This is a genomic window from Pseudomonas sp. B35(2017) (genome assembly GCF_002113645.1).
Classification (GTDB): Bacteria; Pseudomonadota; Gammaproteobacteria; order Pseudomonadales; family Pseudomonadaceae; genus Aquipseudomonas; species Aquipseudomonas ekonensis.
The window spans coordinates 366,688-382,336 of sequence record NZ_NEIZ01000003.1 but is presented as its reverse complement, the minus strand read 5'-3'; the positions used below and the strand labels follow the sequence as shown (position 1 = coordinate 382,336).

At 64.1% G+C, this 15,649-nt stretch carries 17 protein-coding genes and 1 tRNA gene; 4 read left to right on the top strand and 14 right to left on the bottom strand.

Going from position 1 to position 15,649, the window contains the following annotated elements; all coding sequences use genetic code 11:
* Positions 1-73 precede the first annotated feature (73 nt).
* The 3 genes from CAG41_RS08420 to CAG41_RS08410 form a co-directional block, all read right to left on the bottom strand.
* Positions 74-367, bottom strand: coding sequence for a YcgL domain-containing protein (locus tag CAG41_RS08420; protein WP_085585079.1), 294 nt, complete (start codon positions 365-367; stop codon positions 74-76).
* On the bottom strand, positions 364-1,497 hold the full coding sequence (gene rnd, locus CAG41_RS08415) for a ribonuclease D (RefSeq protein ID WP_085585081.1): 1,134 nt from the start codon (positions 1,495-1,497) through the stop codon (positions 364-366). Before rnd ends, CAG41_RS08420 begins: the two co-directional genes overlap by 4 nt.
* A 131-nt stretch (positions 1,498-1,628) precedes the next feature.
* Positions 1,629-3,278, bottom strand: coding sequence for a phosphoethanolamine transferase (locus CAG41_RS08410; protein WP_085637187.1), 1,650 nt, complete (start codon positions 3,276-3,278; stop codon positions 1,629-1,631).
* A gap of 421 nt (positions 3,279-3,699) precedes the next feature.
* Between CAG41_RS08410 and CAG41_RS08405 the strand changes: the two genes are divergently transcribed.
* Positions 3,700-4,887, top strand: coding sequence for a cyanate transporter (locus tag CAG41_RS08405; protein ID WP_085656152.1), 1,188 nt, complete (start codon positions 3,700-3,702; stop codon positions 4,885-4,887).
* A gap of 201 nt (positions 4,888-5,088) precedes the next feature.
* Positions 5,089-6,024 carry a LysR family transcriptional regulator gene (locus CAG41_RS08400; RefSeq protein ID WP_085706855.1) on the top strand — a complete coding sequence of 312 codons (936 nt, stop codon included), beginning with the start codon at positions 5,089-5,091 and terminating at the stop codon, positions 6,022-6,024.
* A gap of 3 nt (positions 6,025-6,027) precedes the next feature.
* Here CAG41_RS08400 and CAG41_RS08395 read toward each other — a convergent pair whose 3' ends face one another.
* The 5 genes from CAG41_RS08395 to CAG41_RS08375 all read right to left on the bottom strand — a co-directional run bounded on the left by CAG41_RS08395 (position 6,028) and on the right by CAG41_RS08375 (position 9,541).
* Positions 6,028-6,393, bottom strand: coding sequence for a 5-carboxymethyl-2-hydroxymuconate Delta-isomerase (locus tag CAG41_RS08395; RefSeq protein ID WP_085585089.1), 366 nt, complete (start codon positions 6,391-6,393; stop codon positions 6,028-6,030).
* Between the two features lie 90 nt (positions 6,394-6,483).
* Positions 6,484-7,398, bottom strand: coding sequence for a LysR family transcriptional regulator (locus tag CAG41_RS08390; RefSeq protein ID WP_085585091.1), 915 nt, complete (start codon positions 7,396-7,398; stop codon positions 6,484-6,486).
* A gap of 86 nt (positions 7,399-7,484) precedes the next feature.
* Complete coding sequence (locus tag CAG41_RS08385) at positions 7,485-7,871, bottom strand: GtrA family protein (RefSeq protein WP_085694313.1); 387 nt, start codon at positions 7,869-7,871, stop codon at positions 7,485-7,487.
* Positions 7,868-8,569 carry a bifunctional 2-polyprenyl-6-hydroxyphenol methylase/3-demethylubiquinol 3-O-methyltransferase UbiG gene (locus CAG41_RS08380; RefSeq protein ID WP_085706854.1) on the bottom strand — a complete coding sequence of 234 codons (702 nt, stop codon included), beginning with the start codon at positions 8,567-8,569 and terminating at the stop codon, positions 7,868-7,870. Before CAG41_RS08380 ends, CAG41_RS08385 begins: the two co-directional genes overlap by 4 nt.
* A 3-nt stretch (positions 8,570-8,572) precedes the next feature.
* Complete coding sequence (locus tag CAG41_RS08375; protein WP_085585097.1) at positions 8,573-9,541, bottom strand: glycosyltransferase family 2 protein; 969 nt, start codon at positions 9,539-9,541, stop codon at positions 8,573-8,575.
* 278 nt (positions 9,542-9,819) lie between these two features.
* Here CAG41_RS08375 and CAG41_RS08370 point away from each other — a divergent pair, with 278 nt between their 5' ends.
* On the top strand, positions 9,820-10,011 hold the full coding sequence (locus CAG41_RS08370) for a DUF1508 domain-containing protein (RefSeq protein ID WP_085585099.1): 192 nt from the start codon (positions 9,820-9,822) through the stop codon (positions 10,009-10,011).
* Between the two features lie 54 nt (positions 10,012-10,065).
* Here the strand turns inward: CAG41_RS08370 and ppk2 are convergent, their stop codons facing one another.
* From ppk2 to dapA, 6 genes are all read right to left on the bottom strand, one after another.
* Positions 10,066-10,890, bottom strand: a complete 825-nt coding sequence (ppk2, locus tag CAG41_RS08365; RefSeq protein ID WP_085637193.1) for a polyphosphate kinase 2 — start codon at positions 10,888-10,890, stop codon at positions 10,066-10,068.
* 167 nt (positions 10,891-11,057) lie between these two features.
* Positions 11,058-11,147 (bottom strand) — tRNA-Ser (locus CAG41_RS08360).
* An 84-nt stretch (positions 11,148-11,231) separates the two neighbouring features.
* Positions 11,232-11,945 carry a phosphoribosylaminoimidazolesuccinocarboxamide synthase gene (gene purC, locus CAG41_RS08355; RefSeq protein ID WP_085585103.1) on the bottom strand — a complete coding sequence of 238 codons (714 nt, stop codon included), beginning with the start codon at positions 11,943-11,945 and terminating at the stop codon, positions 11,232-11,234.
* A 28-nt stretch (positions 11,946-11,973) separates the two neighbouring features.
* Positions 11,974-12,732, bottom strand: coding sequence for an MBL fold metallo-hydrolase (locus CAG41_RS08350; protein ID WP_085706853.1), 759 nt, complete (start codon positions 12,730-12,732; stop codon positions 11,974-11,976).
* A gap of 4 nt (positions 12,733-12,736) precedes the next feature.
* Positions 12,737-13,852, bottom strand: coding sequence for an outer membrane protein assembly factor BamC (bamC, locus tag CAG41_RS08345; protein WP_085585107.1), 1,116 nt, complete (start codon positions 13,850-13,852; stop codon positions 12,737-12,739).
* Positions 13,853-13,869: 17 nt separating this feature from the next.
* Positions 13,870-14,748, bottom strand: coding sequence for a 4-hydroxy-tetrahydrodipicolinate synthase (dapA, locus tag CAG41_RS08340; RefSeq protein WP_085585109.1), 879 nt, complete (start codon positions 14,746-14,748; stop codon positions 13,870-13,872).
* A gap of 329 nt (positions 14,749-15,077) precedes the next feature.
* Between dapA and CAG41_RS08330 the strand changes: the two genes are divergently transcribed.
* Complete coding sequence (locus CAG41_RS08330; protein WP_085585113.1) at positions 15,078-15,638, top strand: glycine cleavage system protein R; 561 nt, start codon at positions 15,078-15,080, stop codon at positions 15,636-15,638.
* The last annotated feature ends 11 nt before the right edge of the window (positions 15,639-15,649 follow it).

Below are 15,649 nucleotides of genomic sequence, written 5' to 3'. Positions count from 1 at the left end.
CCCGCTTCGTGGCAGCCATCGCCGTGAAAATCAGTTCCAGGGAAATCCGGGGCCCAGGACAGGGCCCCGCGGATCAGACCGGGTCGTTGCGTCGCAGCAACTCTTCGGGCAGGTGTTCGATGTATTCGTCCTCGGCCGGCGGCATCTGCAGGTGATAGCCCTGCTTGTCGAGGTTTTCCAGCACCACGGCGATGTCCTCGCGCGCCAGTTTGCGCTCGGGGGTCAGCACCAGGTCAAAGGCGTGCTGCGGCTTGCCGAACGCGGCCAGCAGCGGCTCCGGCACCCGCTCCAGCGCATCGCTCTTGAGCACGTACAGGTACATTTCGTTTTTCTTCGGGCTGCGGTAGATCGAGCAAATCTGTTTCAAGGCTGTTCTCCGGCGGAGGCCAGGCTGTCGAGCAGCTGCTGGCCCATCAGTTCGCGGCGCCAGCCACGCAGCGAATCTGGCAGTTGGTAAGGCCCCTCGGGGAAGCCGCTCTTGACCAGCGCTTCGAGGGTTTTCTTGCGCAGCATCAGTTCCGGCGCGATCCCCAGACGCTCCGCTTCGGCCTGGCCGATGGCGCGCAGCCGCTTGATCAGCGCGGCGGCCTCGATCGGCAGCGGCTCGGGAATCGCCGGCGGCCACTGGTCAGGGGACACACTGCCAGAGCGTTTGATCAGATCAAGCAGAAACTCGCCGTCCTGACGCACGGTGCGCGGGTGCATGTCTTCGATCTTGGCCAACGCGCCGAGGTTGTCCGGCTGCGTGCGGGCCAGCGGCCACAGCGACTGCTCGCGCACGATGCGGTTGCGCGGCAGGTTGCGGGCCCGGGCCTCGCGTTCGCGCCAGGCGCACAGCTCGCGCAGCACGGCCAATTGGGCGCGGGACAGTTTCCACGCCAGCTTGGCTTCGCGGTACACCTCGTAAGGGTCGGTTTCGCGGCGCAGGTTGGCGACCAGTTCCGCACCGTCCTCCAGCACCCAGGCGCAACGTTCGTCCGACAGTTTCGGGCGCAGCTTCACGAACACTTCGGCCAGGTGCACGGCGTCTTCGGCAGCGTAGCTGACCTGGGTGTCGGACAACGGCCGCTGCAACCAGTCGGACCGGGTCTCGCCCTTGGGCAGTTCGATGCCGAGCACTTCCTGCACCAGCCGCGAATAGCCCATGGAGAACCCCAGGTTCAAGTAGGCGGCGGCCAGTTGGGTGTCGAACAGCGGCGCCGGCAGGCTGCCGGTCAGGCGCAGGAGCACTTCGAGGTCTTCGCTGCACGCGTGCAGCACCTTGACCACCGCCGTGTTCTCCAGCAGCGCGGCCAGCGGTTGCCAGGCGTCGATGGTCAGCGGGTCGATCAGGTAGGCGCGCTGGCCGTCGCCGACCTGCAGCAGGCCGGCGATCGGGTAAAAGGTATCGACCCGCATGAATTCGGTGTCGAGGGCCACGAAGGGCAACTGCTGCCACTCGGCGCACAGGCGCGCCAGGCTATCGTTGTCGCGAATCCAGTGAATATCGATGGCCACACGGCTCTCCCTTGAAGAATGGCGCGCAGTATATATCGCCGCCGGCGCTTTCCGCGCCTCTGCAGGGCAGGTGGATTGATGAAATCTCCTGCTTGAGAGCAAGAATAGTCTGACAGGACGTGTCTGAAGTCTCAGTCCTTGGCCAGCACCCCGTCGATCACCGCGCCGCGGCATCCGGCGAACAGGTCCAGGTCATGCCGGTAAACGTTGCTCTGCACCTCCAGCAGGCCGAGCATCGAGTGGAACAGGTTGTCCTGGCTCAGGGGCTTGTCGCGGCTCAGTTGCAGGCAATGGGTGTCGACCGAGTAAGCCTTCTGGTAGCTGTCGGAGAACCAGGCCAGCATCGCCACGTGCTTTTGCTGTTCCGGCGCCAGCATGTACGGCGTGCCGTGCAGGAACAGGTTGTACTCGCCCAGGGACTCGCCGTGGTCGGACAGGTACAGCATCGCGGTGTCGACCTTGTCCTGGTTGCTGCGCAGCACATCGATCAGGCTCGACAGCACGTGGTCGGTGTAGACCAGCGTGTTGTCGTAGCCATTGACGATGCTTTCGCGGCTGCAGTTGTTCAGGGCGTTGCTTTCGCACACCGGGGTGAAATGCTCGTATTCCTTGGGGTAGCGTTTGAAGTATTCCGGGCCGTGGCTGCCCATCTGGTGCAGCACCAGCACGGTGTCCTTGTCCAGGCGGTCGATAAAGCCCTGCAGGCCTTGCAGGAGGATCTCGTCGCGGCACTCGCTGTTCGCGCACAGGGCCGGGTCTTTCAGGTTACTGACGTCCTGCACGGTGACCCGGTCGCAGGTGCCCTTGCAGCCGGACTGGTTGTCGCGCCAGATCACTTCGAGGCCGGCGCGCTTGAGCACGTCCAGCAACCCTTCCTGGTTCTTCGCCTTGCTGGCGTCGTAGTCCTGGCGGCCCATGTCGGAAAACATGCACGGCACGGACACGGCGGTTTCGGTGCCGCACGAGTGCACGTCGGTGAAGGCGATCAGGCCGGCTTCCTTGTCCAGCTTCGGCGTGGTGTCCCGGTCGTAGCCCAGAATGCCGAAGTTCTCCGCCCGGGCGCTCTCTCCCACCACCAGCACGGTCAGGGATTTGCGCGGACGGTTCTGCACGGCCGGATTGCGTTGGGCGTCTTCGCCGATCTTGACGAACGGCTGCTGCACCGAGGCGACCTGCTCGCGCAGGTAGCCGGCCGAGGCGCCGATGTAGTTGCTCGGCACCAGCATCAGGCGCAGTTCATGGTGATTGCGGAACAACGAAGACAGGCCCTGGTAGTTGGCCAGCGCCACCCCGCCGATGACCGCCGCCGACGCGACGCCCACGATAACTTTGCTCAACAGTTCCCGGTGCCACTTGCGGTAGTTGACCGGAACTTTCCACAACAGCCAGGTCGGCAAGACACCGAGCAGGAGAATATAAACAAACAACTTCAAGGACAGCAGGTCGCGAACTTCCGTGGCATTGGTTTCGGCGAAGTTGCGAAACATGCCCGCATCAATCAATACGCCATATTGGCTCATGAAGTAGGCCACGCCGGCGCTGACCAGAAACATCAGGCTCAGCAGCGGCTTCAACACCGGCCGGAACGCCAGCAGCGTCAGCACGATGTTGTAGGCCGCGAAAATCATGACGCCGAACGCGATGCGCATGGCGATGCCTTTGCCGTCCGCCGACGTGATGTCGGACAGGTGCTGCCAGAGCACGCCATTGAATCCGAGCAAAAGAAAGGCACTGGCCAACAACGTCACCCATTCCGGGCGCACGGCTTTTAACTTCAGCATAAAGAGGGGCATTTCCTGAAAGAAGCGCTGTGACCAATTGTGAAAATTTCATTGATCAAGGCGGGACAAACTTTAAGCAGGCAACCATCAATTTTTTGTGAAAAAGAAGCCAACGAATAGTTGGCCCGATGTATTTGAGAATAGTTCGTTCACAGGTTTTGCCCAGACTGGGTGGCGCGATCACTGACGCCAACGCCAGCAGGCTGGCGCCCACAGGGGATCTCGCTGGGCCGCAAATTCCCTGTACACCACAAAACCCTGTGGGAGCCTGGCTTGCCAGCGATGAGGCCAGCACAACCGACACCTGGGGTGACTGCCACGCCGTGATATCGACTTTTTAAATACCACCGCAGACTTTCTGATTTGCCCGCCCACAGGCCCCGCGCGCCTAATCGACCGCCTCCCGTCCCAAGGCCCGTCAATGGAAAGCGTACGCACCACGACCACCCGTCCCGCCGCCTGGCTGATGCTCGGCATCGTGCTGGTCGCCCTCAACCTGCGGCCGTCGATGGCAGCGGTCGGCCCGTTGCTGTCGGCCATCCGCGGCGACATCCCGTTGAGCTTCAGCCTCGCCTCCCTGTTGACCATGCTGCCGGTGACGGCGATGGGGCTGGCGATGTTTTTCGGCCTGGGCATCAGCCGACGCCTGGGCGAACGGCGTACGGTGCTGCTGTCGTTGCTGGTGATCGGGCTGGCAAGCCTGTCGCGGCTGTTCCTCGACTCGGCGCCGCCGCTGATCGCCAGTGCGGTGCTCGCCGGGATCGGCATCGCGCTGATTCAGGCCCTGATGCCGGCGCTGATCAAATCGCGCTTTCCCGACCACGTCGCGCTGTGCATGGGGCTGTACGTCACCTCGATCATGGGCGGCGCCGCGCTGGCCGCCTCGCTTGCGCCGCTGGTGCTGCTGCACGGCGGCAGCTGGCGCGGAGGGCTGGCGCTCTGGTCGGCCTTGGCGCTGTGCGCCGCGCTGGTGTGGCGGACGCAAGGTGCGGGGGCTTCACCCGTCGCGGCGGTGAAGGCCGCGAGGGAATCCTTTTTCTCCAACGCCCGCGCCTGGTGGCTGGCGCTCTTCTTCGGCCTGGGCACAGCGTCCTACACCTGCGTGCTGGCCTGGCTCGCGCCGTACTACGTGGAGCAAGGCTTCAGCGAACAGCACGCCGGCCTGGTGCTGGGCTTCCTCACCGCCATGGAAGTGATCGCCGGCCTGACGGTGCCCGCCATCGCCAACCGCAGCCGTGACCGGCGGGCGGTGCTCGGCGGGCTGCTCGTGCTGATCATCGCAGGCTTCTGCGGCCTGATCCTCAGCCCGCACCACTTGGGCCTGCTGTGGCCCTGCCTGCTGGGCCTGGGCATCGGCGGCCTGTTTCCCATGAGCCTGATTGTGTCCCTGGACCACCTCGACGAGCCGCAACGGGCCGGCGCCCTGACCGCGTTCGTGCAAGGGATCGGCTACCTGATCGCCGGCCTGTCGCCGTTGCTGGCCGGGTTCATCCGCGACCGCTCGGGCAGCTTCGAGGGCGCCTGGTGGTCACTGACCGCCGTGATGGCGCTGATGCTGCTGATGGTGCTGCGCTTCGACCCCAAACATTACGCCCGCCACATCCGTTGAGCGTGACTTGAGCCCGCCTGCGGGGGAGGCTTCTGGCCATCTTTTACGGGTTTACTTCGGCACGTCGTGTTGCTGGAACTTTCTGTCCCACAACTGACCGTAAAATGTCCTACAGGGGTTTTTCCTGGCACCATCGTTCCGTTAGGATCGTCCGCACACGTTTGCGCGGATCGGCGCAAGGAGCACTGCAGGACGGAACGGATGCTGAACAGTAACTTGCTTAGAAAGCTCGACATGCAGGATCTCATGGTGTTCGTCGCCGTGTACGAGCAAAGCAGTGTCACCGACGTGTCGGAGGCGCTGTTCGTCAGCCAGTCCACCGTCAGTTACTGCCTGAAGAAACTGCGCACCAGCTTCGAAGACGAACTCTTCATCAACACTCGCACGGGCATGCGGCCGACCTACAAGGCCGACGGCATGTACAGCCATGTGCAGAAGATCCTCGAAAGCATCAACCTGTGCCACGCCGGCCCCCCGGTGTTCGATCCGATGGCCCAGGCGGTCACCTTCAACATCTGCGCGCCGGAGTACTTTGAGCAACTGATCCTGCCGCGGATGCTCAAGCGCTTCGATTTCGACGATCTGCCGGTGATGGTCAACATGCACAAGTTCGAGACCGACGTGCCCGCCGACGAGCTGCGCGACGGCAGCCTCGACCTGGTGATCTGCTTCGGCCCGCACTTTCACCGCCAGCATGCCGACCTGAAATCGCGCATGCTGCTGGAGGACGATCTGGTCTGCGTCTTCGACAAGCGCGCCACACCGCTGGAGCCACGCCTGAGCCTCAAGGCCTTCACCGAACGCCGGCACGTGTTCCCCACGCCGTGGATGTCCACCACCAACATGGTCGACGGCTGGCTGGCGCGCCAGGCGCAGAAGCGCCAGATCGTCGCCCGCTCCAACAGCTACAGCGCGGCGCTGAAGATGATCACCGGCACCGACTTCATCCTCACCCTGCCCCGGCGCATCCAGCGCCTGCTGACCAACGACGCGGTGTTCAACCACTGCGAGGCGCCCAACGGCCTGCCCGGCTTCACCCTCGACATGCAGTGGAGCCGCAACGCCGACCAGGACAGCGCCAACCTCTGGCTGCGCGAGCAGGTCATCAAGACCTGCTCGGAGCTGGAAGCCGCCTGAGCCTCACACGCCGATGGCGGTCTTGGTGTAGGACTCGCGGTCGATGTCCAGCAGCTCCACGCACAGCTGCACGTCGACCCCGGCCGGCCACTCGCACAGGTCCTGCAGCGCCGCCAGCAGGCTTTCCGACAACTGCCGCTTGATCTGCGGCGAACGCCCGCTGAGCAGCGCCAGCTTCACATGGACGAAAGCCCGCTCGCCAGGCGCGGTGCCGACCCTGAACGTCTCGACCTTCACCGCACGGCTCTTGATGTCGTACTCCGCGGCGAACTGACCGGAAGCCACCAAGGTGTTGTTGAGCCGGATCAGCGCCAGGTCGGCGTTCAACTGCGGCAGGTTGGCGGTGTATTCCAGGTGCAGGTGCGGCATGGGGGAACTCCAGTCATTGGGCGCAAAGGCCGTACATATATCACTAATTTCTGTGGCGCGGGCCCGCGCCTACAGGTGCTGCGGTGTCGGTCAGGTCGCGGGGCGTTCGCTCATCAGCGCCTCAAGCCGCGAGCGCAGCCAGCGCTCGGCCGGGTCGCTGTCCACATGGCTGAGCCAGACCATCGACAGGTCCAGGGTCGGCGTCTTGAACGGGAACGGCTCCTTGAACAGCAGCCCCGAGGCGGCCATCGCCTCGGCCGTGTAGTCCGGCAGGCTGGCGATCAGGTCGGTGCCGGCCAGCAGCGCCGGCAGTGCGCTGTACTGCGGCACCGACAGCACCACCTGGCGGGTGCGGCCGATGTCCGCCAGCCACTCGTCGGCGTAGCCGCTGACGTTGGCGGTGTGGGACACCAGCACGTGCGGGCGGGCGCAGTACTCATCGAGGGTCAGCGGCGTGGCGGAGGCGTCCGCCCGCAGGATGCTCGGCTGGATGTGCCGCAGCAGCTTGCGCTTGGCGTTGGCCGGCAGGCCGCGGGTCTGGCTGATGCCGACGGTGATGTCGCCCGAAGCCAGCAGGTCGGGGATCCGCCAATAGTCGACATGCTGCACCACGAACACCACGTTCGGCGCCTCCTGGCGCAGGGTGCGCAGCGCCGGCGGCAGCAGGCCGAACTCGACGTCGTCGGACAGGCCGATGCGAAAGGTCATGGTGCTGACGGCGGGATCGAAATCCCGGGTCAGGCTCAGGGCCACCGAGAGGGAGTCCAGCGCCGGCTTGAGGTGGCGGAAGATGTCTTCGGCCCGGGCCGTCGGCTCCATGCGGTGACCGACGCGGATGAACAGCGGATCGTTGAGCATCGTGCGCAAGCGGTTGAGCGCCGAACTGATGGTCGGCTGGCCGAGGAACAACTTTTCGGCGGCCCGCGTCACGTTGCGTTCGAGCATCAGCGTCTCGAACACCACCATCAGGTTGATGTCAGCCTTGCGCAGTTCATTTCGGTTCATCCTTCACCCCCGTCCCCAGATGGCGGCAGTGTAGAAAGGCAGGGGGGGCGCCGTCCATCGAAACGGCGCGGCGGCTGCGGCGTCCGTCATCGGTACGTCCAGACGTTGTGCAGCACGAACGTGAAGGCAGGCACCGTCAGCGCCACCGCAGCGACGCCCAGCAGATAATGCAGGCCGGCAACCTGCGCCGACCACGCCACGAACACCGCCAACAGAAAGCCGCCCGCCGACACCGACATGAAGCGCAGCAGGGTCTTGCCGTGCAACCGCGCGGAGAAGCTCCAGGCCGTGTTGAGCGCATACGACACCACCGTCGCCAGAGCGAAGGCCACGCCGTTGGCCACCGGCGGACGCGGGCTGACGAAGCGGATGAACAGCACCGCCACCAACGCATGCAGCGCCGTGACGAACAGCCCGGTCACGGCGAAACGCAGGCCGCGGCGGATCAGGGCGGACCGGTCGGCGACCGTCACGGTTTGCGCGCCAGCACGAACACGCTCAGGCCGGCCAGGCGATTGATGCCCATCAGGGGCAATTCGAGCCTGCACAGTGCCTTGAGCAGCGCATTGACGAAAGCCGAGTGACGCTTGAGCTGAGAGCGCGGCGCCGAGCCTGCGGCCAGCAGACGCGACGCCAGCGCGAACGGAAACACCGCACCGAAACCGTAGGCGCCCCGCTCCACTTGCAGGCCCGCAGCGGCGGCCAGGGCCTCGCACCGTCCCAGGGTGTATCGGCGCTTGTGCCCGAGAAAATCGTCGTGCCCGCTCCACATGAACGCAAAGGCCGGCACCGTCATCAGAAAGCGGCTGCCGGACGGGACTTGGCCGATGCAGGCCCGAAGCAGGCCGAGGTCGTCATCGACGTGCTCCAGCACATCCATCAGCAACACCAGGTCGGCGTCCACGGTTCCCATCGCGCGGCGGTAGTGCACCGGTTTTCCGTCGCTCTCCCCACTGGAGTCGGCGGGGTAGCCGGTGTCCACGCACCAGGCTTCGCACGCGGCGGTGCAGGCCAGCAGATGGCGGGAAAAGAACCCTGAACCGGCGCCGACATCGAGAATCCGCCTGACCGGCACGTCCCCCAGCATCCGGCGGATCGCCGCGGCCTTGGCGCCGTAGTACCAATGCTCACCGATGCGCTCGCCCAGGATGTCGGCTTCCTTGAGGTCCATGCCTCAGTCCTTGGGTTCGTAGATGCGGCGCACCAGGAAAACCGGCCGGTGCTTCGCTTCGATGTAGGTGCGGCCCAGGTACTCGCCGAGCACCCCGATGCCGATCAGCTGCAGGCCGCCGAGAAACGTCACGGCGACCATCAGCGAGGCATAGCCGGGCAAGTCGACGCCGTAGATCAGCGTCCGCGCCACAATGAATATCGCGATGCCAAAGGACACCAGCGACACCGCCGCCCCCAGGTAGGTCCAAATCCGCAGCGGCTCGGTGCTGAAACTGGTGATGCCCTCCAGCGCGAAATTCCACAGCCGCCAGCCGTTGAACTTGCTCTTGCCCGCCGCGCGCTGCGGCCGCTCGTAATCGACATGGGTGGTGCGGAAACCGACCCAGGCGAACAGCCCTTTCATGAAGCGCCTCGACTCCGGCAGGGTCAGCAGCGCGTCCACCACGCAGCGGTCCATCAAGCGAAAGTCGCCGACGTTCTCCGGCAGGGGCTGGTCGGCGATCCTGTTGTGCAGGCGGTAGAACCAATTGGCGGAGGTCTGCTTGGCCCAGGAGTCGTTGCGGCGGCTGATGCGGTGGCCCAGCACCATCTCATAGCCTTCCCGCCAGCGGGCGACCATCTGCAGGATGACTTCGGGCGGATCCTGCAGGTCGACGTCGATCGGCACCACGATCTGCCCTGTGGCGGTCTGCAGGCCGGCCGACAGCGCCGCTTCCTTGCCGAAGTTGCGGCTCAGGTCGACGACGCGGATCCGCGGGTCATCCCTCTGATGCCGCAACAGCCGCTCCAGCGTCGCATCGGTGCTGCCGTCATTGACGAACACCAGCTCAAGCCCGATCTGCGCCTCGCGCGCGAAGACCTGCCCGATGCGCACAAGAAAGCCGTCGAGGCTGTCCTCCTCGTTGAACACGGGGATCACCAGCGACAACGTCACCGGCCCCGCAACATGCGTCCCGAGCGGATGGTTCACGGGCCTGCTCTTCTCTTGGCGTGTTGACCGGTTGCCGAACCGGGATCGAATACCTTGAGCCGTACCTCATTAAGCAGCACCGCCAGAGGCGGCGCAAGAATGAGGCGACGGCATCGCACCTCGTCCGGAGCCGGTTCGCGCGCCCTGCCCCGGGCCTTGCTCACACATCTCCCAACGATTGGAAACAAATGCCCGATAGCCAAAAAAGCCAGCTCCGCTAGGCTTGCGTCGGTGCGTCACAGCGTGTCGCAATATCCCAATCGCATGGAGCGAACTGAATGTATTTCGAGATCTACAGACAATCCAAAGGCACCCTGAGCACCGGTAAGGGCCAATGGCGCTGGCGGCTGAGGGCCGGGAACCACGAAACCGTCGCCAGCGGGGAGTCCTACGTGAACAAGGCGGACTGCCTGCACGTGATCGAATTGATCAAAGGCGTGCACGCAGAGACGCCGGTCAAGGAGATCTGACGCCGGCAAAGGCCGCCGCATCTGCCATACCCGGCGGTTTCGGCGGCCCATGGGTCAGAAGCGCTCCACAACGTGCTTGAAGGGGTAATTCGTCTCCCGATAGCCACCCGACTTCTGCCGCTTGGGCAAGACGACCTTTTCCCTGGGCACCTCTTTGTACGGTATGCGGCTGAGCAGGTCGGAAATGATGTTCAGGCGCGCCCGTCGCTTGTCGTTCGAGTCGGCCACCAGCCATGGCGCGTAGCCGGTGTCGGTGGCTTCGATCATCTCATCGCGGGCCCTGGAGTAGTCGTACCAGCGGCTGTAAGACTTGAGGTCCATGGGCGAAAGCTTCCAGATCTTGCGCCCGTCGGTGATGCGCTCTTCGAGCCGGCGGGTCTGCTCCTCCTGGCTGACGTTCAGCCAGTACTTGAGCAGGATCACCCCCGAATCGACGATGGCCCGTTCCACCAGCGGCACGGTCTGCAGAAACTTCTCCACCTGCTTGTCGGTGCAGAAGCCCATCACCCGCTCGACCCCGGCGCGGTTGTACCAACTGCGGTCGAAGATCACCACCTCGCCGCCGGCCGGCAGATGCGGCAGATAGCGCTGGATGTACATCTGGCTCTTTTCGCGGTCGGTCGGCGCCGGCAGCGCGATCACGCGGAACACCCGCGGGCTCACCCGGTCGGTGATCGCCTTGATCGTCCCGCCCTTCCCCGCCCCGTCACGCCCCTCGAAAATGATGCAGACCTTGATGCCGTTGGCCGTCACCCACTCCTGCATCTTCACCAGCTCGACATGCAGACGGCGCAGCTCGGCCAGGTAGTCCTTGCTCGACAGCTTGGTCTTTTCGGTCGCCTTGCCTTTTTCGCCGTCCTTCTTCTTGCCTTTTGCCATGGCCAAACCTCACGGATTGAAATGGCTGCCGGAAGAGACCGGCGGCCCATGACCCTGAACCGGAAAGTTTAGTCAGTTATCGCGAAAGGCAAGCCCGCGTTCGGACGGCTTTCTTCGGCGCAAACAAAAAGCCCCGTAGCTTCTCAGCTACGGGGCTTTTCAAATAATGGCGGAGAGATAGGGATTCGAACCCTAGGTACCCGCGAAGGTACAACGGATTTCGAATCCGTCCCATTCGGCCACTCTGGCATCTCTCCAACGGCGCGCATCATAACAACACTTTTGCCGGAAGCGAACCCCCTGACGCAAATTTTTTCCGTGCTATCAGATGCTTGCGTCGGTTAAAGCGGTACGCCCAGACGGTGGGCCACTTCTTCGTAGGCTTCGATGACGTCACCGAGGCCTTGGCGGAAGCGGTCCTTGTCCATTTTCTTCTTGGTGTCCTTGTCCCACAGACGGCAGCCGTCCGGGCTGAATTCGTCGCCCAGGACGATGGAGCCGTCGCTGAACACACCGAATTCCAGCTTGAAGTCCACCAACAGCAGGCCGGCGTCGTCGAACAGTTTGCTCAGGACGTCGTTGACCTTCAGGGACAGTTCCTTCATGCGCACCAGCTGCTCGGCGGTGCCCCAGCCGAACGCCACGACGTGGGATTCGTTGATGAACGGATCGCCCTTGGCGTCGTCCTTCAGGAACAGCTCGAAGGTGTAGGGGTTGAGCTTCATGCCCTCTTCGACGCCCAGGCGCTTGACCAGGCTGCCGGCGGCATAGTTACGCACCACGCACTCGACCGGGATCATGTCGAGCTTCTTGACCAGGCACTCGTTGTCGCCCAGCAGCTTGTCGAATTGGGTCGGGATGCCGGCCGCTTCGAGCTTCTGCATGATAAAGGCGTTGAACTTGTTGTTCACCATGCCCTTGCGGTCGAGCTGTTCGATGCGCTTGCCGTCGAACGCCGAGGTGTCGTTGCGAAACAGCAGGATCAGGCGGTCGGCGTCGTCGGTCTTGTAAACCGATTTGGCTTTGCCGCGGTAGAGTTCTTCACGTTTTTCCATGATGGGCTCCGCTTGCTAAATAGGTGGGCTAGGCGATGTGGCGCCAGTCGAGCCCTGAATCTTGATCGGCCAGTTGCAGCCAGTCCGGGTCGCACCCGAGGGTGTCGACGAAACATTGCCGGGCCAGCTGCGGCAGGTTGTTCTTGCTGCTGAGATGGGCCAGGATCAGGTGTTGCAGGCCTTGCCAACCCAACTCGGCCACCAGGAATGCCGCCTGATGGTTGTTCAGATGTCCCCGCTCGCCGCCCACCCGTTGCTTGAGAAAGTACGGGTAGTGACCGCGGGCCAGCAAATCGCGGCAATGGTTGGCCTCGATCATCAACGCATCGAGATCCCGGTAGCCGTCCAGCACCTGTTCGCAGTAAGAGCCCAGGTCGGTCAGCAGGCCGAAACGCCGCTCGCCGTCGCTGAACACATACTGGGTCGGCTCCTGCGCATCATGGGCCACGGCAATGGCCTGGATGCTCAAGGCGCCGATCTGCAACCGCTCGCCGCCGGCGACGAAACCGGTGGCGTCAATCGGCTTGCGCATCCCGCGCAACGTGCCGCGGCTCAGATAGACAGGCAGATTGTAGCGCCGAGACAGCAAACCCACGCCATGCACGTGGTCGGCATGTTCGTGGGTCACGAGTATCGCGCTCAGTTGCGCCGGGTTCACACCCAGGCGCAACAGGCGCTTTTCGGTTTCCCGCAGGGAGAAGCCACAATCCACCAGCACTACCGTATCGGCGCTGGCGACCAGCGTGCCGTTCCCTTGGCTACCGCTGCCGAGAACGGCGAAACGCATCGGATCAGCCCAGGTTGTCCTGAATCACGCTCAACACCTTGCGGGCCACTTCGGCCGGCGCCACGGTGTTGATGTTCTTCTCGACGGTCACCTGGACGTTCTCGCCCACCTTGCTCAGGCGAACCTGATAGCGCTCGGCACGGGCTTCGACTTCTTCCTTGTTAGGCTTGCTGCCGAACAGGCTGCTGAAGAAACCGGGCTTGTCGTCTTTCTTCTCGGCCTTCTCGGCCAGGTTGATGTAGTACAGGCCCAGGCTGCGGTTGATGTCTTCCACGCGCCATTCGCCTTGCTCCAGCGCACGGCCGACGCTCGACCAGGCACGGTCGAGGTCGCTGCCGACGTTGAGCACCGGGTTGCCGCTGCCGTCTTCGCTGAGGCTGACGCGGCTCGGCGCGTCGAAATCGCGGGAGGCCAGCATCGACACCGAACCGCCCTTCTCGGAGGTGCGGCTCATGCTCGCCAGCATGTCGTCGACCAGCGCCGCGTCCAGGCCGGTGTTGACCGAACGGTTGGTGAACGCCACGTCGGCGGTGCTGCCGGCAGGACGCTCGGCGCTGACCACATAGACTTCACTGGTGTTGCGCTGCACGCCAGGCTCGATGCGCACCCGCACGCGGGTTTCGCTGTCGGCGCCGACGCCGGCCGCGCTCAGGCGCTTGGCCATGGAGGCGGACAGCTCATCGGAATGCTGCCAGGTGGTGGTGAACTCGCCGGTCTGCGGACGCTGCTCGTCCAGACGGAAGCCGTTGTCCTGGAAGAACTGCACGGCGACCGGCCAGACTTCGGCCGGCGGATGCTGGGCCATCACCCAGCGCGAATCGCCGCTCTTCTGCAGCGAGTAGTCACCGGCGTCGGCGATGGCCGACAGCGGTTGCGGACGAGGAACCACGTACTCGCCTTTTGCGGTGTCGTCAGCCACGTTGCGCGGGATCGGCAACAGCGGATCCAGACGCTTGGAGGTGCTGACACCCGACGGCAGTTGCATCGGCGCGGTCTGTTGCGCCTGCAGGTAGTCGCTGCCACGGTCACGGAAATAACCTTCCGGGCCCCAGATCCATCCACAGCCGCTGGTGCTGGAGATAATCAAGGCAAGTGCGGAAAGTCCGGCCATTCGCTTCATGCGTTGTACTTCCTCAATTAAACCAGGACGCCGCACTGGCGCAGGGCCGAGCGCAGCGTTTCATGACAAGGAGCGCTCAGCCAGGTCAGCGGCAGGCGGATGCCTTCGTGCATCAGGCCCATTTCAGCCAAAGCCCACTTCACCGGGATCGGGTTGGCTTCGATGAACAGGTCCTTGTGCAGCGGCATCAGTTTTTCGTTGATGGCCCGCGCCTTCTCGGCGTTGCCTTCCAGCGCGGCCTCGCACAGGTCGGCCATTTCGCGCGGGGCGACGTTGGCGGTGACGGAGATGTTGCCCTTGCCGCCCATCAGGATCAGTTCGACGGCGGTCGGATCATCGCCGGACAGCACGATGAAGTCCTTGCTCACGCCATCGAGGATCGCCTTGGCGCGCTTGAGGTCGCCGGTGGCTTCCTTGATGCCGATGATGTTCGGCACGGTGGAGAGGCGGATCACGGTCTCGGCCTGCATGTCGCAGGAGGTGCGGCCGGGAACGTTGTAGAGGATCTGCGGGATGTCGACCGCTTCGGCGATGTGCTTGAAGTGCTGGTACAGGCCTTCCTGGGTCGGCTTGTTGTAGTACGGCACCACCAGCAGGCAGGCGTCGGCGCCGGCCTCTTTGGCGTTGCGGGTCAGTTCGACGGCTTCACGGGTCGAGTTGGCGCCGGTGCCGGCGATGACCGGAATGCGGCCGGCGACCTGTTTGACCACGGCTTTGATGACGGCAATGTGTTCTTCGACGTCAAGGGTCGCCGACTCGCCGGTGGTGCCGACCGCGACGATGGCATGGGTGCCGTTCTTGAGGTGGAAGTCCACGAGTTTGCTGAGGCTGTCCCAGTCTAGACGCCCTTGTGCATCCATGGGTGTGACCAATGCCACCATACTGCCCGCAATCATGAAACCGCTCCTGCCGGAAAAAGAGAGCGGTAATGGTACTGGCGCCAACATGCTTGCACAAGCGAAGTACTGCGCTGCCGCCATTCCCCTTGGCGCCGCTTTTCGCTACCCTTCAGGCTTTGATCGGTACAGATCGGCTCGCATGCCGGGTTCCAGCCTCCCGAATCGGCCCTCCGGGCCCCGTTCCAGCGTCGCCGCCGGACGCTCCCGCCACGGCGGACGCCGACGAAGCACGTTGCCGGGGCCTTGCGCACAGGCCTGTTCAGGCACTTCCCGACAGGCGATGCCCTCTAATGACTACCGACCGCTCATCGCTTTAGGAACGCTGCATGTCCACCCCCACAGTTCGCGAACAATTCCTTGTCATCAGTGCCCTCGGCGCCAACCCCATGGAGCTGACCAACGTGCTGTGCCGCGCCAGCCATGAAAACCGCTGCGCCGTGGTCACCTCGCGCCTGACCCGCCACGGCGAGTGCAGCGCGCTGGTGCTCGAGATCTCGGGCAGCTGGGACGGCCTGGCCCGCCTCGAGAGCAGCCTGCCGGTCCTGGCCAAGCGCCATGCCTTCACCGTCAACGTGGTGCGCAGCGCGGCCCTGGAAAACCGCCCGCAGGCCTTGCCCTACGTGGCCTACGTCAGCTCGGCCTACCGCTCCGACATCATCAGCGAGCTGTGCCAGTTCTTCGCCGACCACAACATCGACCTGGAGAACCTGACCTGCGACACCTACCAGGCCCCGCAGACCGGCGGCACCATGCTCAACGCCACGTTCACCGTGACCCTGCCGGCCGGCACCCAGATCAGCTGGCTGCGCGACCAGTTCCTGGACTTCGCCGACGCGATGAACCTGGACGCGCTGATCGAACCGTGGCGCCCACAGAACCCAATGTAAGAAGGAAGCTT